Origin of the sequence: Pseudoalteromonas sp. T1lg122 (assembly GCF_002964825.1) — a bacterium.
GTDB lineage: Bacteria > Pseudomonadota > Gammaproteobacteria > Enterobacterales > Alteromonadaceae > Pseudoalteromonas > Pseudoalteromonas gelatinilytica.
Window position 1 is genome coordinate 204,334 of sequence record NZ_PQCG01000001.1, and the last position, 22,708, is coordinate 227,041.

A 22,708-nucleotide genomic window follows, 5' to 3' on the forward strand; every position below is an offset into this window, starting at 1 on the left:
GAAATAATTAAGGATAAACCCGGTCTCTGTGGTTTTGATATCTCTACGAAAACATGCAGCTCACTTTGATTTTTACCAATCAAGCGAGCATACTTGAAATGTTCATTTTCTGAACTTGTTAGCTCATTTATCAAGTCAAACTGCTTTTTACTGTATTTGCATTCTGAGCCTTCATTTTTATGACTACGAACATCCTCAATCAGTTGATTTAGATAAACGATACCTACGTCTGAGTAGCAAAATGCCCGAGAGCTTCAAATGCCAATAATAAAAATATACTAAAAGCTTTTCTCAAAAAAACTCCTTGTTAAATAAGAACATAACGACCGCATATGCGGCTGGTTTGGAGCGCAGCGGAAAACCAGTCCGACAATATGCGCTTGTTAGGCATTCTTGTACTCTTTCTTGGTTTTCCACCATATATAAGGCCCACCAATTAAAAATAGTACCAATATAAACGGCATAAGTAGGTTATCTGATTTCCACGCCTTTTCTGATTCGGCATAGGAACGGATTACATTTTGCTCTATCTTGACTTCAAATACATCGTGAAACTCTTTAGTTGTATATATTGGCTTCGTACTTTCTCTAGGTTCAAATAGAACCTCAACTCTTTTCCCTTTAGAGTTGAATAATGAGTCATAAACTATGCTCTGGCCGTTAGATTTAGAAGGGTAATTGAAATTATAATTATCATCTACAAATGCAAAGCGAATTCCGTAATCATACTCCTGCACCCAATCGATATACCCATCACGACTAACCAGCTCTTTTTTATAAGGGAAGCCACCGTTTTTTTGAGTTAGTTGAACATAGCTAATAGATATACCAAGAGCAACACAAACAGCAGCTAATATAAGATTTCTATAATATGTAAACTTGGACATGCCTGATTGCCTAACGCTATATTAACGGTTAAAAAATTGTGGGCTAAAATTGAGCGAAGCGAATAGCCCGCAAGTTATTTATCCCTGTTTAATTGCTTGTTAGCTCTCGTTTACTAACTTTGCCTCAACTAAAAATTCATAAAGCCCTGTAGCGATAAAGCGGCCATAACTATCCTGAGTGTAACTTTCACCATCATAAACCCGATCTACAACAACAAAATACATTTCACCTCTTTTGGTAAGTGGAACCATCAAATTCAAACCTATGGTGTCGTTCTTTGTTTTAATTCTAATATATAGTTTGGTGTTTTTGGGTGGTCTCTTAGCGATTGATGCTTGCTCCGCACTAGTAATAGCATTAATTAATAGTTCTTTTGATTGGGTAGAATTTAATGCTGAATTTGTCACATTAATATACTCAGAATTTATCGCTTCAATTGAGACAATATCTTCAATAGTAAGACTACTAAATTTAGCTAGTTTATTTGATCCTTCTGAATTATCCCAAAAATAACCAATCCACCCATAAAAAATATAAGTGACAATTATAACAGCTAAAACTTTCCTCAATAGTCAATCCTTACTTTAAAAGCTAACGCCAGCATAATGGGCGGATTAAGCTTGGCTAAAATAGCGAGGAACGAGCGCCAGCCAAGCGTTAGGCGTTCATTATTAATGCGTTTGTTATATGCTCTCAGCTAACCAGTTACAATTCTATGTTTTTGTTTGGCTGGTTCGGTTAGTGACCAACCCATCTCTTTAGCAACCAGCTTGGCAAGTGACCTAATTTTATCCCAATTAGAATCTTCATATAGAGCATTATTTTCAAGGTACATGGCTGAGAATTGCGCACCTGAATGCTGATTAATGAAAACATCTAACGCTTCAATAGATGCTGCTTGTTCAGGTGTTAAATCACTAATTTTCAAGTCGTCTAAGCATTCATTAAACTCAAGCACCAACTCATCACCAACAGCCGCGAAACTTGGATAAAGTGCCTCTTGAACTTTTGCTGATGCGGCAAGTGCCATAATCGAACTTTTCAGGTTGTCCATATTTCTACCGGAATACATAACGCCCGGCTCACCAAGCAAATTTTTGATGGAAACTTTTTTGCCACGCCAAAAAGGTGACAGCGAAAATTTGTCCGGTGCAGCCGTTTGTTAAGCCTTTATTGCAACAATGAACGTAATAATGGCGCACGATAATCATTGTCCTTTTCATTGAACTCCAGCCTTTTCTCAGAAAGATCAATGTTTATGAAAACCTCAGAATACAGCGCTTCCTCTCCGTCAGGATTGAAGAAGAACTTCATTCTGCAGGGTGAGACCTCAAGCTGATCAGGATTGCATGCAAGCCCAACCACTTGGGCGTATACCTCATTTGAAACCGATGCACCACTTACGGTAGCTCCGTAGAGACTAGCTAGTGATCTTATAAAGGCAACTGACTCCGCCCCGGTATTCTTGAAGAATGCCTCTCCCCAATAAAAGGGAGAATCAATACCTTCTACTGCTTGCGGGTTCCATGATGGCAACAGCTCGATTGCAAACCCAACTATATTGCCTTTCAGGTTGCCTTTAACGACAACTTCATATGAACCAGATTCTAGCTTCTTGGAGTTTGAAATTGTAAAGGTCAGATCGACAAAACCATCTTCCTCACCAACAACTACTTCAGGATAGTCTTTGGCGGAAGAAAAAATACTCCAAATCATTATTAGTATTCCTAAAACGTATTTCATATATGCGCCTAGAGCCTTAACGCCAAGCTCTCTATGTTCGCCATTTAAGCTATTTGTTATGTGCGTTTGTATGCATTTTCATGTGAGATACCAAGATTTACTAATAAATCTTCAAAATAGCCAACACCTTCTAACTCGCGATTATCTTCATAAGCCAAGCACAAAATAATTCTCATCTTTGCTACTTCTGGGTCAGATATGTTGTAACCATCGTTACTATCAACCCAAGACCACAAATCATCTTTTAACTGCTCAAGGTTAATATATTTATGTTCAACCCAATAACCTTTTAGCTGTGAAAATGCACTTTTTGCCAAAGGAATTTCCGGCACACCAAGCTTCTCTAACCAAGAAATCATATGGGCTGCATACTTATAATTTTCGTTCAAGCTAGGAAGCTCCCCTGATCTCATAACGCCGTAATAAACGGCACAAAATAGCAGGCTAAAATTTACGATTAATGAGCGCCAGCCAAGCGTTTGGCGTCCTTTGTGGTTAAAGCGTTTGTTAGGAATACGTCGCCACCAAACCCAAAAACTCATCTTCTAGTTTTTTTACTTTTTGCTCACTACAAACTGTACAAATCTGCCTTTTTTTCTTAGCCATAGGCTGCACCATCTCCCCTTTCATGCACTTTACACAAACTTCATTTGTCTTACGGTAAGCATAAATATCATGATCACAATTTGGTAGCGCTGCATAAATACGAGCAAACTCGGATAAAGGGTAATAAATGGGAAGGTCTAAATATTTGAGATTTTTCAATCTGGTAATAGCTGATACATCTTCACTTTCTACTTTTAACCTATGAAAATCTAGAAATTCAAGATTCTCTAAATGAGAGATTGCATCAATATTAGTTAAGAATTGCTTACCAAACACACCGCCTGTAAATGTTAAACCAATCAGGTTCTTCAGATCTTTAATGGCAGTAATATCTTTAATTTTTTTTAGCTCATGCATTTCTAACCATTTCAGGTTAGTTAATTCCTTCAAGCTATCTAATGTTTCTAACTGAGTACAACTACCAATGTACAGTCTTTCTAATGTTTTTAATTCACCAAGGTTTACTAAATCAGTAATTCCATTACCGCTCCATTTGATAAATAATGATCTTAATTTCGGTAAGCTTGCAACCGAGTTTAGTAGTTTTTGAGGTACGCGACTATAAAACCAAATATGCTCTACATCGGTTAGAGTTGGTATTAATTCGGTCCATTCCTCGACTAATTTTTTCTGCTTTGATTGTGGTAAATTTAATTGTGTACAAGCGATACGTAGGTCTGTTTGCCCATCATACTCGGACGGGAAACTAATAGTTTTCGGGCATTCCTTACGATGCTCCCATGACAGGAACTGCTCAATACTTAAGTCTACGTATGAATTCAATAGTATTCCTAACGCCCGCATAACGGGCAAAAATACGTAGGCTACAATACCAAGCGAAGCGCAGGGAGCCTACGTGTTTTTGTCCCTAGCGAGCGCAGCGAGTGTTAATGCGTTTGTTATGTGCGCACTTGATAATACATGCGCCCTTTATTGTGTGGTAAAAATAACTGGAAATTGGATATACATCCCACAATCTTCTCCATACGTAATGGAAAGGTAATTCTCGCTAGCTAGATATGACTTAACTGTATAAAAAATATGACCATAGCCATCTTCTTTTTTCCATGGCGCGATAGGCATGGAAAAATCGTGATTCATTAAAGTTGCATCAAAGACAGGTTGACCCTTAAATAACCAAATACCTTCAAACTCTGATTCTCCCAGCTTAAGCGGAAATGAAGCTTCAACGAGAAACTCACCGTCCTTTTCTTTAGCTGTTATCTGAACGTCTTCACCATATTTTTGATTCCATTCATTCACCATATCTTCGGTGATATAGCAGCTACTAGCACAGACTGAAGACGCAAAGCAGATTGAAGCAATAAAGGAGAGCGCGCGATAATAAAAAACTTTTAAGAAACTCACTTTCCGTAAAACTCCCTAATGCACATAACGCCGCAAATAAACGGCAAAAATTAGTTGGCTAAAAATTTGTAAGGTACGAACAAAGCCAACTAGTTTTTTGTCCGCACTTTTTAATTTGCTTTGTTATATGCCGATTACCAATTCGCCTGCTTAGTTTTTTTATAACCTAGCCACATAGTAATTACTAGTGTTAAACATCCCAACAAAATGAAAATAGCTGTTACATTTGGGGACTCTTGCACTATGCCAAGTTTTCCATTTAACCATGCAGGGAAGAATATACTAAACGGAATGTAGGTAACGATAAACAACAGAAACCAAATATATTGGCTAAACACGTTTAACAAACTACGACGATTAACCAGTTTAAGTTTATCTGCTAAATGTTTATGGAACTTTACGATACCCCCAAACATAGACCACAAATGAAACTACAAAAATAGCAATATTCACATAACTCTCTTAGGCATATAACGCAGTTGTAAATTGCAGTTTTGGAGGAGCCCGTTTGTGCTATTAAGCACAAAAAAGAGCGACGGAAAAACTGTCAATTTGACAACTTTGTTAGCTGCTGTGATTGTACCGTTCACGCCAATACTTAAGCCGCTCTTCATCCACTTCCTTCCCCTCCAATACGTATCTTATTGGACCATCTTTAGAATCCATATCACCCAAAACATATCTTCTTAAGTGCTCAGGTGTAGATTCATATTCATCTTTTAGCTTCTTGGCAATATCCGAGTTCGGATTTCGAAGGAATTCACTAAATGCTTCTCGACATCTTTCAGAGCTTGATTTCCTACCCTGAAGCTCATCAAGAGTATCTCTAACTTCTTTGATAAACTCTCGTTCATCTATGTAGGTGTTTAAATCATCAGATTTACCAATAAACGAGTGAAACCTAGAAACATCTTCCCCTTTAGGAACTTGGGTAACAACCCACCCGGAATTAACTTTATTAACGAAGCCCTCGAAATCAACTTTTTCCCAGCAATCAATTACCCCATCTTCATAAACTTTGATGGTTACAAGGTGATATTGCATATTGTGAATAAAGGCAGGTAAACCAATGCCTTTTACAATCTTTCCGTCTTTGCTCTCTCGATATATTTTTTCCATTCTTTATACCTGTAAAGCTAACGCCCCGCTAAACAGCGTGCGTTAGCGAGTCCGGTGGAGGCCATGCTTTTTGTGGCCGGAACGAATTTGAGCGGCTTGTTATGTGTTTGCTGGTAATTTAGCTTCATATTCGCTTATATAATGTTCCACTTCATGAGCTGTGCCAGTATGAAAAAGCTCGCCTGTATTGCGATTTACAATTATTGGAGCATTGCCACCTAGCATTTCACGGAAATCACCCGTTTCAACATATGATTTAGCTTGGTAGAAAAACACCCAACCCCACTGCTTTTCAATAGTTTCTTCTTCAAGAATGACACACTCTACTGGATCGAATTTATCGGCACTTTTTTCAAGTTCAACTTCTACCAATTTTTGTGCTTCTTGCTTATTCATGCTCCGAACTCTTTTGACACATAACGCCGCGTTAAGTAGTGAACAACGCGACCACTGAACCTAAACCATTGTGCTATAAACACTAAAGCTGATTCGAACTAAAAATGCCAAGCGTTGTGAATCCGTCTTAAACGCTTTGTTATGTGTATTTTTCCATCTCAACTTTTACTGACACCTTTAGTCCTGCCAACACTTCTTTCACCGCTTTTGTTGAGTCTTCATAAGATACATAAGTACTTGGATCTGATTTGTTATTAAGCTCTAACATATCGAATTGATGATGAACTTTGTATATTGTCTTCTGCGTCAACTTTGAATCAAATGGGATGTTTGAAAAATACAATGATGACAGCATTTCGATTTTATCTGAGAGCTCTACACTCTCCACCATCTTGTTAATAGTAATTTGATCTGATGCAGACTGCTGATAGAGACGCGAAAGAATATCAAAGCAAAGCCTTTCGTATGCATAAATCGTAGTCGCAAACTCCTCCAACTTAGAAACTCGAAGATTTCGTTTATCTTTTCGGGTACTAAACCACTGATTTAGCAATAATAGGACTACCGCTAATGTTGTAGAAACAGCTATTGAAAACAACGTCGCCTGTTGAGACGATGATTCAAAAGTTTTACTAAACCATTCAAACATAAAAATTAACTCAATCTTTACTAATACACATAACGCCCGCATAAGGGGCGGATAAAGCTTGGCTAAAATTAGGAACAAAGTGACGCAAGCCAAGCTTTAGACGTCCCACTTATAATTGCCTTGTTAGGTGAACTTTTCGACTATTTCAATAGCTCGTTGTTTTGTAAAAACACCATTAATTTCTGGATCTGTTAATTCAGCTACGTAGTCAAAAATTCCTTCCTCTTCAAAATCAACTAAATCACATAGTTGAAGAGCATCAGCGATAAAGCATAAGTGATTTATATTTAGTTTATCTTGAATGAACAATTCACATAGTTTCTTTATATCAGCAAAAGATATAACAATCTCTTCATCTTCAATGATATCGAGAGTAATAGAAGAACCTTTGATATCCAATTTATTTTCATAATCTGAAAATTCAGTTATAAACTCTCCTAGAAACATTTCTGGAGATATGTACTCATTTAATAATTTGGATAGCGATGAAAGCTTCACCTTTACTCACCTAACAGTGTATTTGTCCATTAGTCTTTACACTCAAAACCTTTAGAGTCGACTTTGGCGACGTTGTCTTTATTGCCACACTCTTTAATTGCCATCTCTGTGTGATTGTGCTCATTGTATTGTTTAGCAATTGCGCCAAGGCTTAGCACAATTACTACAGCTATCACTATTTTTTTAATTTTAGACATAAACATTCCTTTGAAAATAAACTATTTAAAAACAAACAGTTGCGCTTGCTATTATTGATAAAACTAAATCATATTGAAACCGATTTAACCATTCAAAAATGCAGCAAAATATTTTACAGCTCTGTTTAACTACCGACAACGAACCATAACCTTACCTTTTAACCCTTACAACAATGTTTTTTAAAAGTAATTTAATTTATATCATGCAAAATCTGCTATGGTTTCCTCGGTGGTGGGATAACTTCAGGAGGGCTTTCAACGAATAATAAATCATTGATATTTAGCTTTACTCTATTACCGCCACACATCACAAGGCCACCATCTTTGGTTGTTGAGTAATTTAAATAAATCTCGAAAGTGTTTACCAAGTTAGGGTTAATAACGATGTAAGTTTCTTTAAAATCTGGGTAAATGTGAGCATCTTCAAATTTTAAGCTAACACTTTGCTCGTTCTCTTTGTACAAATTAATCTCTGTTAAAAAAAGATCACCATTTTTCTTAGGAACAAAAATTTCGTAAAGCCTTAGGTTATTTTGCTCATTCCTTTCATCTGATTTTGCAAATGGTACTTTTTCAGCTTGCTCAGTATTTCCCATTGCTTGAGATGTAAAAGATATAAAAATGAATAAACACACCGCGAATAGTTGTTTCATTGGCTTCCTTGTTGTTATGGCTTTCCAAACACAATATTAACCCATTAAGGGCCTAGTAGAGGGTTTATGCGATAGCATATATAGTCCTTTTTGCATTAATACGTGACATTTTGGCTCATCAACTATTAACGAAAAGACTAAAACAATGAGACCAGTCGTTACTCTTACCCCTAAACTTAATCAATAAGCGCCATAGAATTTAAATTGAAGTTATAAATAGAAAATGACTCACCTTCTTCTTTCAACGTGACGGTTATTTTTGCGTCTCCATTAGTGTATGAAGCTGGAATTAAATAAGTAACATAAGTACCAGAACCACCTCCAGTGACAGCTTTAGAGCTAACATTTATAAATTCAAATTCACCTAGTTCTTTTAATTCGCCCAACTTTGAGAATGCACGCATGATTTTAGAAATATCTTCATCTGTGGCATTTTCAATTGATGATGGGGTCATATAGTTTTTGAGAGTCTGAGGGTCCCATTGAGAGATATCTGTAATTGCTGAATTTAGGTAAGGAATAGCAGTTTCTTTGTAAGCAGAGGATTTATTCGCAGTCCAAATTGCTAAAAGTACAAATAAGCTAATTAACACTAAAAATGTTATACCAATTCCTTTAAGTATCTTTTTAACCATGATTTTTATTATTTTTCCTTGATTGAATTACTTACGAATTTATCAGCTTTAAATGTCTTATGGTAGTACCCAATGTGGCCCAATTTGTGTCGAAATTTTTTAAACACAAATTTTAGTTGCTTGTATCATCCCCAAAATCTCCGTTCTTTCGCTCTTAACCTCAACTAGCCCATACTTTGAGTAAATCCACTCAATCAGTTTTCAACTTATTTTACTCACCATTTATTAATGCTACTAAGCAAAAATATCCACCGCAAACTAACTCAGAGCAAAGATTTATTTGGTACAATCAGCCTTTGATATGGCTAACAGATAGGTTTTCCTTAATGCATCCGCGAAATCGCCACTTAAATGGCTACGACTTTACTTTGCTATGCAAAGATACTCCTGCCCTAACACCTTATATAACGCAAACGCCAGCGGGCACTGATAGCATTGATTTCACCAATGCATTAGCGGTTAAAACCCTCAACCAAGCGTTATTAAAAAGCCATTATAAAATCGATTTTTGGGATTTACCCGACAACTACCTTTGCCCACCGGTTCCTGGCAGAGTGGATTACATTCATCACTTGGCTGATTTATTAGCAAGCGATAACCAAGGGCATATTCCGACGGGTAAGCAAGTAAAAGTGCTTGATGTAGGCACGGGTGCAAATGTGATTTACCCGCTTACAGGTAATCACGAATATGGCTGGCACTTCACAGGCTCCGATATTGATGCCTTGTCTGTTAAAATTGCCAAACAAATCGTGCAATTCAACCGCCTGAAAATTAATGTTAAGCAGCAAAACAACGCCGATAAAATGTTTAAGGGCGTGATATCGAATAAAGATGTTTTTCACCTAACTTTATGCAACCCACCGTTTCATGCCAGCGAGCAACAGGCCAAAGCAGGTACTGAGCGTAAATGGAAAAACCTAAACAAAGTGCCACAAAAAGCGCTTAATTTTGGTGGCCGCCAAAACGAGCTTTGGTGTGAAGGCGGTGAACGCGAATTTATCAGTAAAATGTGCATTGAGAGCCAAGAGTTTGCAGAGCAATGTATTTGGTTTACATCGCTTGTTTCTAAGTCTGACACTTTACCGCATATAAAAAAGCTACTTAGCACACTTGATGTGAAAGAAGTAAAAGTTATAAAAATGGCACAAGGCCAAAAAATCAGTCGCTTTATTGCTTGGAGCTATTTTGACCAAGCCGACCGCGAAGCCATTCTTAACGAACTAGTATAAGGATAATAAGATGATCGACTTTCGTTCAGACACAGTTACAAAACCAACAGCAGCTATGCGCGCGGTCATGAATGACGCCCCAGTAGGCGACGACGTTTATGGTGACGACCCAAGCGTTAATCAACTTGAACAATTTGCTGTTGAGCGCCATGGCTTCGAAAGCGCCCTTTATTGCAGCTCTGGCACGCAAGCAAACTTACTAGCATTGATGGCACATTGTGAGCGTGGCGACGAATATATTTGTGGTCAACAAGCGCATAACTACAAATTTGAGGGTGGCGGTGCCGCTGTATTGGGTTCTATTCAACCACAACCAATTGAAAATAATGCCGATGGCAGCATAGATTTAAACAAAGTTGTGGCTGCAATTAAAGCTGATGACTTTCACTTTGCTAAAACCAAACTACTTAGCTTAGAAAACACCATTGGTGGCAAAGTTCTCCCGCTAAGTTATCTAAAAGAAGCCAGAGAGTGTGTTGATAAACATAACCTTGCTCTGCACTTAGACGGTGCCCGCGTGTATAACGCGGCGGTTAAGTTAGGTGTTGATATCACTGAGATCACCCAGTATTTTGATTCAGTGTCTATTTGCTTATCAAAAGGACTCGGTGCGCCTGTTGGCTCACTATTACTAGGTAGCAAAGCACTGATTGATAAAGCACGCCGCTGGCGTAAAGTACTTGGTGGTGGTATGCGCCAAGCGGGTATGCTGGCAGCCGCTGGCCAGTATGCACTTGAGCATCACGTAGCAAGGCTTGCTGAAGATCACGATAACGCGGCGTATTTAGCTGAGCAGTTAAACACGTTAACTGGTTTTGATACGTCAACTTTTCAAATCGATACCAACATTGTTTACGCAAATGTTGCCGAACATATCGATTTAAAAGCAGTGGCACATGCACTAAAAGAGCAAAATATGCTGTTTTCACCGGGTAAACCACTGCGATTAGTGACCCATTTAGGCGTCACTAAGCAAGATATTGATAGCTTTATCTCGGCATTAGCGGCCGAGATTTAACGCTTCTTTATAATGTTTGCGGCACACCGATACATATCGGTCGTTGCCGCCAATTTCTACCTGATTACCGTCTGCAATCGCATTGCCATGCTCATCAGTACGCAGTACATGGTTAGCTTTACGACCACAGTGACACACTGTTTTTAACTCAATTAGTTTGTCTGCCCAGGCAAGTAGGTATTGTGAACCACTAAATAGCTCACCTCTAAAATCGTTACGTAAGCCATAACACAGCACCGGAATACCAAGCTCATCAACCACATCTGTTAATTGCATTACTTGGTCTTTTGATAAAAACTGACACTCATCAACTAAAATACAATGGCGCTTTTGCTCTGCATTTAATGATTTGATTAGCTCAAATACATCTTTATCTGCATCAAAAATATGCGCATCAGCCTGTAAACCAATACGTGAAGACACCTTGCCAACACCTGCTCTATCATCAATAGCCGCTGTTAAAATAACCGGTTCCATACCACGTTCGCGGTAGTTAAATGCAGATTGTAAAAGTGTGGTAGATTTGCCTGCATTCATTGCAGAATAATAAAAGTACAGCTGTGCCATGATGTTGCCCAAATTTTAAAGTCGCAATATGCTACCTTAATCGCGCGACAACATCATCTATTACCTTACTCTTATTACCTCAATCGTTGTCCCAGTAAAATTGCTGTTTTATAACAAGCCTTCGTGTTTCAGTAACCACTCTTTTCTTTCAAGGCCACCTGCATAGCCTGTGAGTTTACCGTTTGCACCAATAATTCGATGGCACGGCACAATAATGCTAATCGGGTTTTTACCATTTGCAGCGCCCACTGCACGCACCGCTTTTGGGTTATTAATGGCAAGTGCAATATCTTGGTAGCTTTTGCTTTGACCAAACTCAACATCCATCAGCGCACGCCACACTTGCCTTTGAAAGTGAGTACCTTGGGTATCAAGGGGTACTGTAAAACGTATACGCTCACCGTTAAAGTATTCATTAAGCTCACTTATACAAATTAAAATGGGTGTAAGAGTGTGCTCATCAACAACCTCTGTTTGCATTGCAACCACCGGGTAAAAGCCAACGTAACTGACGCCTTTTGATGTACTTTGAATGGTTATATCGCCAATCGGGCTTGGCATAATAACTTGTTGCATACTCATAATTGTTGCCATAGTTGAAAAGTTAAATAAGAGCGAAATGGCGCACAGTGCTCGCTATTAAATTCGCAGATTCCAGCGAGGGCTTTTTTAACCCCTAAGTCGCCCGCCAATAGAATATCAGGGTGGCTTTGACCGCGTAGTTTGGCGTAATTAACGGTCCACGGGCCAATACCTTTGAGCTCTAACCAATTATCAAGCTCTTGATTATCTGGGTTTTGCTGACAATAGGCACTTAAACGCCGTAGCGCATCTTTGCGTGATTGTGGCATTTTAAAAAAATCGAGTTCAGAATTAGCAACCCATTCAGGGCTTGGAAAATAGTGGTTATTACTTTGCTGATTAAACTCACTTACAAGCTGTGTAACGAGATTGTGAGCTGCTGTAACACTCACTTGCTGACCAAGTACCGCACGTATGCCCGCTTCATAGTCTGACCAAATTCCCGGCAAACGCAGCCCAACACAAAGCGGCATCGCGCCTCTAAGCTCTGCATCTAAATGCTGTTCAATAGTGTGCGTGTCGGCGTCTAAATCAAGCACACGGCGAATGTTATGGATCACTTGCTGTAAATAGCGGGTGTTATCAATATCAATTGCTACTTTAAAATGGTTTTTATGCTCAACAAAATGCGCTGTGAATTGCCCTTGGCAATATTTATCTTTAAAAGTGCGACCATAGCTTGTTGCGCTCAACCATTCTAGGCCGCTAATTAAACGGCGCTGCAAAAAATCATGGAGTGCTTGCCAGTTATAAGGCGGCCTAAATGCCAGTGTTAGAGTTAATGTTGAGGCTGGTTTTTTATCTGACTTGCGTAACTTTGAAGGGGCAATATTTAACTGCTTTAAAAAAGCATCATTAAAACGACGAATACTATTAAAGCCTGCCGCAAAAGCGATATCAGCTACCGACAAATCAGTTTGTTGTAATAGCTGCTTGGCAAAATTGCATTGGTTAAATAATCGATACTGGGTGATCGACAGTCCAAAATGTTGGTTAAACAAACGGCGTAAATAGCGACTCGACACCCCTAGCCTGTCTGCTAAAACCTCACAGTCGTAAGCCTCACCTTTATCAATCAGTTGTTTTGCACGTAATGCGGTGGTTTTAGTACCTAGCCAAGCGGGGCTATTCGGTGCACTATCTGGGCGACAACGAATGCAGGGTCGAAAACCATCTTGCGCAGCCAAGTGCGCATATTGGTAGTATTCAACGTTCTTTTCTTGTGCCGTTGGTGCAGGGCAAATGGGTCTGCAATAAATGCCAGTGCTTTTTACCGCCACAAAAAACACCCCATCAAAGCGTGGGTCGCGGCTTTGCCTTGCTGTTTGCCATTGTTGGCTAGTCATAATTATTCTCGTTACACGCTAATACCCTTAGCTTAACTGAATATTATTTTTTGACTAGCCAGTTTCGGACCTTAACTATTTAAACAGCTATTTAACTGCTGCTAGATATCGGCGCTCAACTTCCGGCCAATTGATCACTTCGTAAAATGCAGCAATATATTCAGGGCGACGATTTTGATACTTCAAGTAATACGCATGTTCCCACACATCAAGCCCTAAAATAGGCGTTTGATTATTCATTAGTGGGCTATCTTGATTGAGGCTACTTTCAACGACCAACTGGTTATTTTCATCAACACATAACCACGCCCAGCCACTACCAAAGCGGCTTACCGCGGCATTAGTAAATTGCTCTTTAAATGCGTCAAAGCTACCAAATGTATCAACTATTGCAGTGTTTAACTCTGCACTTGGCGTACCACCGCCATTAGGAGACATAACTTGCCAAAATAATGAGTGATTATGATGACCACCCACATGCTCTTGTACTGCTTTTTGTAAAGACTCAGGCATTGATGAAATAGTGAGGAGTAATGTTTCAGCATCTTGCTCTGAATAATGGCTGCCCTCTAGTGCAGCATTCGCTTTATTAATATAGGTTTGATGATGCAAGGTGTGATGTATTTCCATGGTTTTCGCATCAATGTGCGGTTCAAGTGCATCATAGTCATACGCTAAATCGGGTAATGTAAAAGGCATACTGATTCCTTATCGTTAATGTAATAACTGCGTTTTATGGGGATGGTCAGCTAATAGCTGGTTGATTCGGTTAATAAGTGCCGGAAATGCCGATGCCATGCTCGCAAACTTAACCAGCTCATAATAGGTTTTATGATGATGGTGCAGCACCAAGGTGCGAACTTGCTGCTCTGGGTGATTTAATAGCACGCTTAATCGTTGATGAGCATGACAAAGCCAGGTGCATGCTTTATCGTGTTTTTGCATGACTTTAAAGGTGTCGGCAAGATTCAAAGTGGCAACAACAAATGCTGCAATACAATGCTCTAACGAGCGAGTTACCGAATGGTTGATTGGAATATTAGAAAATTGCGCCAGTAGTGTTTCGGCGCAGCTGCTTGCAACCGTGTAATGATCACGCGCAGTAATAAGCTCGCCAGATTCAAATGCTAAGTTGCCTTGATAAATAGCACTTTGCCAAGGAGCAAGCGCATCATCAATGGCGTGCGAAGTTAACGGTGTGTGGCGTGTTGTTTGAGTCATAAAAATCACCTGCACTTATACCAATCATTCTATGTGTATTTAAACTACACACAGAAAAGATCAAATGCAAATGATTTTTATTTATATTGTTATTTGTTGATTTTTATTTATAGCAACATTACTTATTGATGCGCAAAGTCGATAAGCTCTTGGCCTGTTAGGCGGTAAATAATCCATTCGTTTTGCGGTTTAGCACCAATGCTGTCGTAAAAATCAATGGCTGGTTTATTCCAATCAAGTACCACCCACTCAAAACGACCACAGTCTTTTTCGAGTGCTTGCTTAGCAAGATATTGCATAATTTGCTTACCAGCGCCTTTACCACGGCTGTCAGCACTGACGTAAAGATCTTCTAAATACAAACCATTTTTACCAAGCCAGGTTGAGTAATTATAAAAATACACAGCAAAGCCAATTGGTGTGTCGCCGTCTAAACAAATAACACTATGCGCCGTTGCGCCTTCACTGAACAACGTTTTTAAAATAGCTTGCTCGTCTGTTTTAACTGCGTCGGGTTCTTTTTCGTAAATAGCAAGTTCGGTAATAAAATGTAGGATTGTTGCAGCATCACTTGCGACTGCCGGACGAATTGTAATTTCGTTACTCACTCTGTATTCCTTTTTTACATCATTATTGTAACGCCCAGTTTATAAGGGCTTTAGCATGGTGTAAACGCCCTTTACAGAAATACACGGCATTTAAAAAGGGGCTACTAAAAGTTAGCCCCATTATGCTTTATTTACTCATCGACTTATAAAGTACCGGAAGTACAAATAAAGTTAAAAAGGTTGCACTGACCAAGCCGCCAACAATAACCGTAGCAAGTGGCTTTTGTATTTCGGCCCCTATTCCTGTGCTAAGGAGCATTGGAATTAGCCCAAGCATTGAAGTAAGCGCAGTCATGAGTACGGGTCTTAGCCTTGAAACAGCGCCTTCAAATACTGCTTTATCTTTGCTATCTCCTGCACTAATCCTTTGATTAATACTTTCGACCATCACAACACCATTCAATACAGCAACACCAAACAGTGTGATAAACCCTACTGAACTGGGTACAGATAAGTATTGTCCTGACACATACAATGCAATCACCCCACCAATTACAGCCAAGGGAACATTGACAAGAATAAGCACCACTTGCGATAGGTTACTAAAAGCAAAATAAAGCAATAACGCAATCAGTAATAAGGCCACTGGCACTACTATCATTAGCCGCTTTTGTGCCCGTTGTTGGTTTTCGAACTGACCGCCAATCGCCACACTGTAACCACTAGGTAACTGCATTTTATCGGCAATGGTAGCGCGTATATCGGCAACTACAGATCCCATATCTCGCCCCTGCACATTCGCTTGAATAACCACCCGCCTTTGAACATCATCGCGACGAACTTGCGGAGCGCCAGACTCAATTTGTACATCAGCTACATCCCCCACCCTTACAATGGCACCCGTGGGGGTTTGCAGTCGAAGATCAGCAATCACATTTGGGTTTTGGCGAAAGCTTTTTGCTATACGCACATAAATATCATAGCGCTCATTGGCATTAATGATTTGCCCTGCGGATTGCCCGCCAATACCGTGCTGAACTACATCCATTAAATCAGCCACCGATAAGCCAAAACGCGACAATGCCAAACGGTTAGGTTTAACTATCAGCTGCGCTTCGCCGCCTATTTGCTCCATAGCGACATCTTTAGCGCCAGGTATTTGCTGAACTAGCTGCTCAATTTGTTGGCCTTTTTCAGTTAAAACGCCTAGGTCACTACCAAATAATTTTATGGCCAATTGCGCTTTAACACCTGATAAAAGCTCATCTACTCGGGTTGCTATAGGCTGTGAAAAGTTAAACAAAAGCCCTGGGAACTGCTCAAGCTTGGCTTCCATTAGTTGCTGTAATTCGACACGCGTTTTCGCGTTTACCCATTGCTCATGAGGTTTTAAGCCTAAATAGATTTCAATGTTGTTAACTGGTTCTGGATCTCCCCCTACTTCAGCCCGACCGATTCGGCTCAGCGCATATTCCACCTCACTAAATTCAAGCAACATGGCTTCAAGCTTTGGTGCAACTAAGATTGCCGTATCGAGACTTGCAGATGGAGCTAGTGTCACAAGTAGGTTAATAGTGCCTTCTTCAAGCTCTGGCACAAATTCAGTACCCAACCTTGGAAGGATAACAGCCGCTACAATCAGTAATAACCCTGCTATAGCTAAAACGCTACGTTTAGCCTGCAATGCTTTTTGTAAAGCCCGTTGATAAAGCATATCGATAGGTTTTAACAGAATACTTTGCTTTACTGTCACGCCCTTGGCAAATAAGTACACGCACAGAGCTGGCACCACAACCAAGGCAACGATCACAGCGCTAATAATCGCAAGCATAATACTTACAGCCATTGGCTGAAATAACTTCGCCTCAACGCCTTCAAAGCTAAACAGCGGTAAAAATACCGTTAGTATGATCAAAGAGGCAAAAAAGATAGGCCGTGCGACTTCTTTTGCAGCAATAGCAACCAGCTCCGAAGAAGGCTTATGTTGATTATGCTTAAGCCCTAAGTGCCTAAATACATTCTCAACCATCACAACTGAGCCATCTACCAGCATACCGATTGCAACAGCAATCCCACCTAACGACATTAAGTTTGCCGACAAGCCAAGCCATGCCATTACACTCAGTGCTAAGCCAATCGAAATAGGGATCGACAACAACACCATAAATGTTGCTCTTAAATCCAACAAAAATAGCGCTAATACAATGATAATAAAAACAAAAGCTAAAAGCAGTGCATCAATAACCGTTTGTACCGCTTGGCTAATAAGTTCTGCTTGATCGTAAATGGCTTTAAATTCAACCCCTTTTGGCAGTGCTTGATTTATCATCTCGATACGCGCGTTAATGCCATCAATCGTTTGCTTGGTATTTGCCCCCATTCTTTTCAGCACGATACCAGTCACCACTTCACCACGATTGACTATTTCCCCTTGTTCATTGCGTTTAGACAAGGTGACAGCGCCTTGGCGAATTTCACTTCCAAGCTCAACATTTGCAACATCGGCCACTTTAACGACTGTACCATCAATGGTTTTGATAGGTGTTTGCGCAATCTCAGCAAGCCCTTTGTCTCCTGGGGTAAACCAACCTGTACCACGAATAACAAGCTGCTCTTGACCACGATTCATATACCAGCCACCCACATTACTGTTGTTAGCATCTAGAGCGTCACTAACATCTTGCTGTGTTAAGTCATAAGCAAGTAACTTATTGGGGTTTATGTTCACTTGATACTGCCTAACCTCACCGCCAAATGACAGAATATCGGTCACACCATCAATGGGTAATATAAGTAATTTAACCACCCAATCATTTAAGCTACGCAGTGCCATGCTATCAATGTTGGCATCTGGCTTTGCTTCAAGTAGATATTGGTAGACTTGTCCAAGTCCTGATGTATTAGGGCCCATGGTTGGCATACCCACACCATCTGGGATCAACTCTTTAGCAGACTGCAAACGTTCAAAAACCAGTTGCCTAGCAAAGTAAATATCGACGCCTTCTTTAAACACCACAGTGACGCCCGATAACCCTGTTTTAGAAATAGAGCGTACCTGCTCTACATCGGGCAGCGCATACATAACCGCTTCTATCGGGTAGGTGATCAGCTGCTCAACTTCTTCAGCCGCAAGCCCTGGCGCTTCGGTATTCACCGCAACTTGCAAATTCGTCACATCAGGAAAGGCATCTAAATTAAGTTTTGGGATCATAAATGCACTCACCGCAATCGCTGCAAGCAAGGCCAATAACACCAGTAAACGGTTCTTTATAACCGCCTCTATTAATAAATTAAACATGCATCACCTCTAGTGGTTATGCGGATCAAATCCGCCTTTAGCTAGCTGTGATGCAATAAAAAAAGCACCTTGGGTGACAACTTCAAGCCCGGCTTTAATACCTAACACTTCACGATAATCACCAAAACTTCTGCCAAGGGTTACTTCTTGGGCAGCAAAGCCACCATCGTCATCAACGACAAATAACTGCCAGTCACCATCTGCACTGCGTGTTAATGCATTTTCTGGTACGGCAAGTACCTCTTGCTCTGTCTCAAAATGAAAATACACATCCGCAAACATGCCTGGGTGCAAACTATGCTGGGTGTTTTTTACCTCGAGCCTAACAGTTCGTGAACGTGTTTGTTCATCAATGGTATGTGCTTCTTGAATAACCCTTGCTTGATAGCGATTGCCGTTAACTTCTAACAGCGCCGTAGAGCCATTACTGATAGTACGGTCTTGATTAGCTGAAAGCTGAGCAGCAACCCAAAGCGCAGATTCATCGGCTATTAGCATCAGCTCAATCCCCGAATCAACTCGCTGACCTTGGGCAAAGTTATCGGTTAAAACAGCCCCCGATGTTTGTGCAAACAAGGTGTATTCACCGAGTTTTTCTGGGCTTATGGTGAGTGTTTGTGCAATAGCTTGTTTTGATAAACCAAAGGCAACTAATCGGCTATAGGCGACTTCATACTCGGCTTTGGCAGTTAAGATTTGTTTTTCGCTGACTGTGCCCGCGGTCATTTTAGTAACACGTTGCCACTCGGCTTCTGCTAATCTAAATTCAGTTTGCTGGCTGGCTACTTCGCCACTAAATAAAGTGACTAAAGAGTCTCCTTTATTTACATGCTGCCCTAATAAGGCATGGCGTTTTACAACGATAGAATCAACACGAGGTGACACCACATAACTGACGTAGCCATTGGCTTTAATTTCGCCCGGTGCATACAAGGTTTGATTTTGTTTTTTCAACACAAGGCGCTCAACCTTGATATTAGCTAGTTGCTGTTGCTGCTCAGTTAAACTGACTTCATTAGCATGCTCAGCTTGCTCATTTTCTTGATGATTATGCGCTTGTTCTGTCGCATAAATATTTGTCACAGTCATATAGCATACGCACAGCAATGCGTAACGCATAAAATTTCTTAAATACATAGAGTGTCTCTTACTTAAAATGGGCTAAGCCCAAAAAATCTAAAAAGGGTTTTTGATTAAGTAAGAGCTAAAATAGGTGGGCGATGTAGCGGTGCTAAGTCAGCCGATTTGAAGTTGAAATCAAGTGATTCGATTTTAGTGAAATAGATACCAGTAGGTTCAGACAATTGCAGCGAATCGACAAACGCAGGGCTGTGACAAACATGACAATGGCCTTTTTCGGCTGAGTCAGACAACTGTTTGCTAAGCTCGGCATGCTCTGATTGATGTAACTGGTGATCGCCATTGGCAGTGCAATGGGCTTCAAGGTCAATTTCTTCTGATAACAGTACCGAGGTGTGATTAAACGCAGCATTATGATCGGCCACATCAAAGCTATCCAGCAGTGGCTGGAGCAATAATACGCTAATCAAAATAAAAAATGCAGCTTTCACATTGAGCCTAAAAATTAGAACTAAAAATTGGTACAACGGCGCTAAATTAACAAATCTACCGGCATTTGAACAGTAAATTATAATCTGCACACGAACAATGCATTACAAACATTTCAATACCACGGCACGCATGGTATAAAAATAAAGCAAATCAATAACTCGGTATTTTTATGGGACACGGACACCACCATCATCACGATACAAATAACCAAAGCACCCGCCAACTCATGCTGGCAGTTGCAATCAATGTGTTATTAACTGTCGCTCAGGTGATTGGCGGCCTTGTTTCTGGCAGTTTATCGTTAATTGCTGATGCACTGCATAATTTAAGTGATGCCTCGTCGTTATTCATTGCCCTAATCGCCCGAAAAATTGGTGCCAAACCTGCTAATGATCGTTATCAATACGGCTATAAACGCGCTGAAATTTTAGCAACCCTATTTAACAGCTTAAGTTTAATTGTGATTGGTGGTTACTTAATTGTTGAAGCTATCTCCAACTATTTAAACCCTGAGCCCATTGATGGTTGGATCATCATTTGGGTCGCTGGACTTGCGCTCATTATTGACCTTGTCACCGCCCTTTTAACTTACAAAGCAGGTGCTAAAGACAGCATGAATATTCGTGCTGCGTTTATACATAATGTGTCTGATGCATTAGCTTCAGTGGTGGTGATCATAGCTGGTACCTTAATCATTCTTTATCAATGGTATATTGTTGATTTAATTGCCACTATGCTGATTTCTGTGTATGTCATTTACCATGGTGTTTTGTTGTTAATAGCTAGCAGTAAAATTTTGATGCAGGCAGCCCCTGATAATTTTGCTTTAACAGCAGCTATTACTGAGCTTAAAGCCCAATTTGCCATCACTGATGTTGATTACCTCAAAACGTGGCAAATAGATGATCATCACGTTCATTGCGAGCTCAAGTTTAGTGCCAAGCAAAACATCAATAACGATGAAATACGTCACTTTTTACATGATAACTTTGCAATTGAGAGCTGCACCATTGAACAAGTTTTAGTGTAAATGTTACGCGTTATCATTTACTATTCAGTTTTGTTTTAACAGCAAACTGAAGGAACAAACCTTGTTGAAGTTGTGGTTACGTCGTACGCATTTATTGCTTGCCTTAGTAAGCGGTTTATTTTTGATTTGTTTAAGTTTGACCGGTGCGTTGCTTATTTACGCAAAAGACATTCAATACCTTACTCAAAGCGATAAATGGACGGTAAAACCAGCGGCTTCAGCTCTTGATTTTGATGACCTCATAAAACACGTTTCAGCTTCAACTAAACAACCAGTTACCCTGTTAATGCCTGATCAGCGCAGTGATCTTGCTTGGCAATTACAGTTGGCAAACAACCGCTATGTCAGTGTAAATCCTTACAACGGCCAAGTGTTACATGAGTACGATTACTACAGTACGATTTATGGCTTTACCATGGCTTTGCACCGCTGGCTGCTATATGAAGATGGCGATAAAAACCGCCCATTAAGAAACTGGGTTTCGGTGTGTGCGCTCATTCTTATTATTGAAATTCTGCTCGGTTTTTATATTTGGGTTAAACCAAAAAATCGCATGAAGCGCTTGGCTATTAAGCGTAAAGCAAAATTTAGAGTGCTGATGTATCAGCTACATACCGTTCTGGGTGTGTATTTTTTAATTCCACTCATTTTAATTGCTTACACAGGTATGGCGTTTCATTGGAAAGAACAAACCAAAGCCGTATTAGAATTTGTGATGCAAGGCACTGTTGAAGAGAGACCTAAACCGCCAGCCGTTATTCCCCCTTTAGCGGACACGCCTTTACAAGTGCAAAAAGCGTTTGATAACGCACAAACTGTATTTCCGGAGGGTAAGTTATTTAGAATTTATTTACCGAAAAAACCAACTGATAACATAGGCTTTAGAATAGAAAACCCGGGTGAAAGCCATGCCTATAGTTGGGTATGGGCAAACCCATATTCAGCAGATATTGTTGCAAGCTATGATGCCAGCCAAAGCTCATGGACCACGCAAACATGGAACTTTAAATATAAGTTTCATATTGGTGATTTTGCAGGCCCTATCGTGCAATTACTGTGGTTACTATTGGCTTTGTCACCGTTATTTTTCACAATTTCAGGTATTTACTTTTGGTACAAACGGCATTACAAATAAACAACCATTACTGAAAATGACATTCGCCATGAATAGTGAGCTTAAACATGCCTTTAACACCGAAATGATATTGGCTAAAACGAGTTATGAGAAAGCAGATTACACAACCGCTTTTTATCACTTAGAGCGAGCTCATATTCTGGGTCAAAGCTATATCATTGCGCATACTTACTCGCATTGGTGGATGTGTAAAATTGGTTTTAAAACCCATAATGCCAAGGAAATAATTGGTCAGTTTGCTCGCATGGCTGCTTCAATTGTGTTTTCGCGTATATGGGTCCCTCTCGGTAACACTGGTGGCACTAATGTTAGCCCCTTCAAAACAATGCCTATACCTGATGACTTGAAACGTTTTTTAAGCTAAAGCCGCTTTAATCTGCAGTTACTTGGTAGCTATTAAACACGAC

At 40.0% G+C, this 22,708-nt stretch carries 28 protein-coding genes; 5 read left to right on the forward strand and 23 right to left on the reverse strand.

Translation table 11 applies throughout. The annotated features are described in order from the left end of the window. Positions 1 to 383: 383 nt before the first annotated feature. From C2M33_RS00970 to C2M33_RS01035, 14 genes are all read right to left on the reverse strand, one after another. Positions 384 to 887, reverse strand: coding sequence for a hypothetical protein (locus C2M33_RS00970; RefSeq protein WP_105173438.1), 504 nt, complete (start codon positions 885 to 887; stop codon positions 384 to 386). A 99-nt stretch (positions 888 to 986) separates the two neighbouring features. Next, positions 987 to 1,457, reverse strand: a complete 471-nt coding sequence (locus tag C2M33_RS00975) for a hypothetical protein (protein WP_105173439.1) — start codon at positions 1,455 to 1,457, stop codon at positions 987 to 989. 128 nt (positions 1,458 to 1,585) lie between these two features. After that, positions 1,586 to 1,942, reverse strand: coding sequence for a hypothetical protein (locus C2M33_RS00980; RefSeq protein WP_158685545.1), 357 nt, complete (start codon positions 1,940 to 1,942; stop codon positions 1,586 to 1,588). 116 nt (positions 1,943 to 2,058) lie between these two features. Then, complete coding sequence (locus C2M33_RS00985) at positions 2,059 to 2,631, reverse strand: hypothetical protein (RefSeq protein WP_233999066.1); 573 nt, start codon at positions 2,629 to 2,631, stop codon at positions 2,059 to 2,061. Between the two features lie 56 nt (positions 2,632 to 2,687). Then, a complete protein-coding gene (locus tag C2M33_RS00990; RefSeq protein WP_105173441.1) occupies positions 2,688 to 3,173 on the reverse strand; it encodes a hypothetical protein in 486 nt (161 codons plus the stop codon). After that, positions 3,139 to 4,020, reverse strand: a complete 882-nt coding sequence (locus C2M33_RS00995) for a leucine-rich repeat domain-containing protein (protein WP_105173442.1) — start codon at positions 4,018 to 4,020, stop codon at positions 3,139 to 3,141. Before C2M33_RS00995 ends, C2M33_RS00990 begins: the two co-directional genes overlap by 35 nt. Before the next feature lie 147 nt (positions 4,021 to 4,167). Next, positions 4,168 to 4,605: a hypothetical protein gene (locus C2M33_RS01000; RefSeq protein WP_138625644.1), complete on the reverse strand. Its 438-nt coding sequence runs from the start codon at positions 4,603 to 4,605 to the stop codon at positions 4,168 to 4,170. Positions 4,606 to 5,169: 564 nt separating this feature from the next. Next, positions 5,170 to 5,724, reverse strand: a complete 555-nt coding sequence (locus C2M33_RS01010; protein ID WP_105173444.1) for a DUF7638 domain-containing protein — start codon at positions 5,722 to 5,724, stop codon at positions 5,170 to 5,172. A 99-nt stretch (positions 5,725 to 5,823) separates the two neighbouring features. Beyond that, positions 5,824 to 6,120: a YrhB domain-containing protein gene (locus tag C2M33_RS01015; protein WP_105173445.1), complete on the reverse strand. Its 297-nt coding sequence runs from the start codon at positions 6,118 to 6,120 to the stop codon at positions 5,824 to 5,826. A 139-nt stretch (positions 6,121 to 6,259) separates the two neighbouring features. Beyond that, on the reverse strand, positions 6,260 to 6,769 hold the full coding sequence (locus C2M33_RS01020) for a hypothetical protein (protein WP_105173791.1): 510 nt from the start codon (positions 6,767 to 6,769) through the stop codon (positions 6,260 to 6,262). Positions 6,770 to 6,892: 123 nt separating this feature from the next. Then, on the reverse strand, positions 6,893 to 7,267 hold the full coding sequence (locus C2M33_RS01025) for a hypothetical protein (RefSeq protein WP_105173446.1): 375 nt from the start codon (positions 7,265 to 7,267) through the stop codon (positions 6,893 to 6,895). Between the two features lie 29 nt (positions 7,268 to 7,296). After that, positions 7,297 to 7,464, reverse strand: a complete 168-nt coding sequence (locus C2M33_RS21175; RefSeq protein ID WP_188729789.1) for a hypothetical protein — start codon at positions 7,462 to 7,464, stop codon at positions 7,297 to 7,299. 215 nt (positions 7,465 to 7,679) lie between these two features. Continuing rightward, on the reverse strand, positions 7,680 to 8,117 hold the full coding sequence (locus tag C2M33_RS01030) for a hypothetical protein (RefSeq protein WP_058584251.1): 438 nt from the start codon (positions 8,115 to 8,117) through the stop codon (positions 7,680 to 7,682). Positions 8,118 to 8,293: 176 nt separating this feature from the next. Beyond that, positions 8,294 to 8,752 (reverse strand): hypothetical protein, encoded by a 459-nt coding sequence (locus C2M33_RS01035; RefSeq protein ID WP_054563847.1) that lies wholly within the window; start codon positions 8,750 to 8,752, stop codon positions 8,294 to 8,296. Positions 8,753 to 9,078: 326 nt separating this feature from the next. Here C2M33_RS01035 and rlmF point away from each other — a divergent pair, with 326 nt between their 5' ends. Next, on the forward strand, positions 9,079 to 9,984 hold the full coding sequence (gene rlmF, locus C2M33_RS01040; RefSeq protein ID WP_105173447.1) for a 23S rRNA (adenine(1618)-N(6))-methyltransferase RlmF: 906 nt from the start codon (positions 9,079 to 9,081) through the stop codon (positions 9,982 to 9,984). A gap of 10 nt (positions 9,985 to 9,994) precedes the next feature. After that, positions 9,995 to 11,002 (forward strand): low-specificity L-threonine aldolase, encoded by a 1,008-nt coding sequence (gene ltaE / locus C2M33_RS01045; protein ID WP_105173448.1) that lies wholly within the window; start codon positions 9,995 to 9,997, stop codon positions 11,000 to 11,002. On the opposite strand, the gene C2M33_RS01050 is transcribed toward ltaE, so the two are convergent. From C2M33_RS01050 to C2M33_RS01090, 9 genes are all read right to left on the reverse strand, one after another. Then, positions 10,985 to 11,569 (reverse strand): thymidine kinase, encoded by a 585-nt coding sequence (locus C2M33_RS01050; RefSeq protein WP_062565567.1) that lies wholly within the window; start codon positions 11,567 to 11,569, stop codon positions 10,985 to 10,987. The genes ltaE and C2M33_RS01050 overlap by 18 nt on opposite strands. 108 nt (positions 11,570 to 11,677) lie before the next feature. Further along, positions 11,678 to 12,145 (reverse strand): methylated-DNA--[protein]-cysteine S-methyltransferase, encoded by a 468-nt coding sequence (locus C2M33_RS01055; protein ID WP_105173792.1) that lies wholly within the window; start codon positions 12,143 to 12,145, stop codon positions 11,678 to 11,680. Positions 12,146 to 12,147: 2 nt separating this feature from the next. Then, a complete protein-coding gene (locus tag C2M33_RS01060) occupies positions 12,148 to 13,497 on the reverse strand; it encodes a DNA-3-methyladenine glycosylase 2 family protein (RefSeq protein ID WP_105173449.1) in 1,350 nt (449 codons plus the stop codon). An 87-nt stretch (positions 13,498 to 13,584) separates the two neighbouring features. Further along, positions 13,585 to 14,196 carry a superoxide dismutase gene (locus C2M33_RS01065; RefSeq protein ID WP_105173450.1) on the reverse strand — a complete coding sequence of 204 codons (612 nt, stop codon included), beginning with the start codon at positions 14,194 to 14,196 and terminating at the stop codon, positions 13,585 to 13,587. Between the two features lie 15 nt (positions 14,197 to 14,211). Beyond that, the gene (locus C2M33_RS01070; protein ID WP_105173451.1) at positions 14,212 to 14,718 is read right to left on the reverse strand and encodes a hypothetical protein; all 507 of its coding nucleotides are present in this window, start codon (positions 14,716 to 14,718) and stop codon (positions 14,212 to 14,214) included. Between the two features lie 122 nt (positions 14,719 to 14,840). Further along, positions 14,841 to 15,326: a GNAT family N-acetyltransferase gene (locus C2M33_RS01075; RefSeq protein WP_105173452.1), complete on the reverse strand. Its 486-nt coding sequence runs from the start codon at positions 15,324 to 15,326 to the stop codon at positions 14,841 to 14,843. A gap of 127 nt (positions 15,327 to 15,453) precedes the next feature. Continuing rightward, on the reverse strand, positions 15,454 to 18,564 hold the full coding sequence (locus tag C2M33_RS01080) for an efflux RND transporter permease subunit (protein WP_105173453.1): 3,111 nt from the start codon (positions 18,562 to 18,564) through the stop codon (positions 15,454 to 15,456). A gap of 9 nt (positions 18,565 to 18,573) precedes the next feature. Next, positions 18,574 to 19,701: an efflux RND transporter periplasmic adaptor subunit gene (locus C2M33_RS01085; protein WP_105173454.1), complete on the reverse strand. Its 1,128-nt coding sequence runs from the start codon at positions 19,699 to 19,701 to the stop codon at positions 18,574 to 18,576. Between the two features lie 56 nt (positions 19,702 to 19,757). Further along, complete coding sequence (locus C2M33_RS01090) at positions 19,758 to 20,135, reverse strand: hypothetical protein (RefSeq protein ID WP_105173455.1); 378 nt, start codon at positions 20,133 to 20,135, stop codon at positions 19,758 to 19,760. 170 nt (positions 20,136 to 20,305) lie between these two features. Here C2M33_RS01090 and C2M33_RS01095 point away from each other — a divergent pair, with 170 nt between their 5' ends. The 3 genes from C2M33_RS01095 (at position 20,306) to C2M33_RS01105 (ending at position 22,665) form a co-directional block, all read left to right on the forward strand. Next, complete coding sequence (locus tag C2M33_RS01095; protein ID WP_105173456.1) at positions 20,306 to 21,166, forward strand: cation diffusion facilitator family transporter; 861 nt, start codon at positions 20,306 to 20,308, stop codon at positions 21,164 to 21,166. Between the two features lie 64 nt (positions 21,167 to 21,230). Further along, complete coding sequence (locus C2M33_RS01100; protein ID WP_105173793.1) at positions 21,231 to 22,301, forward strand: PepSY-associated TM helix domain-containing protein; 1,071 nt, start codon at positions 21,231 to 21,233, stop codon at positions 22,299 to 22,301. 28 nt (positions 22,302 to 22,329) lie between these two features. Then, on the forward strand, positions 22,330 to 22,665 hold the full coding sequence (locus C2M33_RS01105) for a DUF3703 domain-containing protein (RefSeq protein WP_105173794.1): 336 nt from the start codon (positions 22,330 to 22,332) through the stop codon (positions 22,663 to 22,665). Positions 22,666 to 22,708 lie beyond the last annotated feature (43 nt).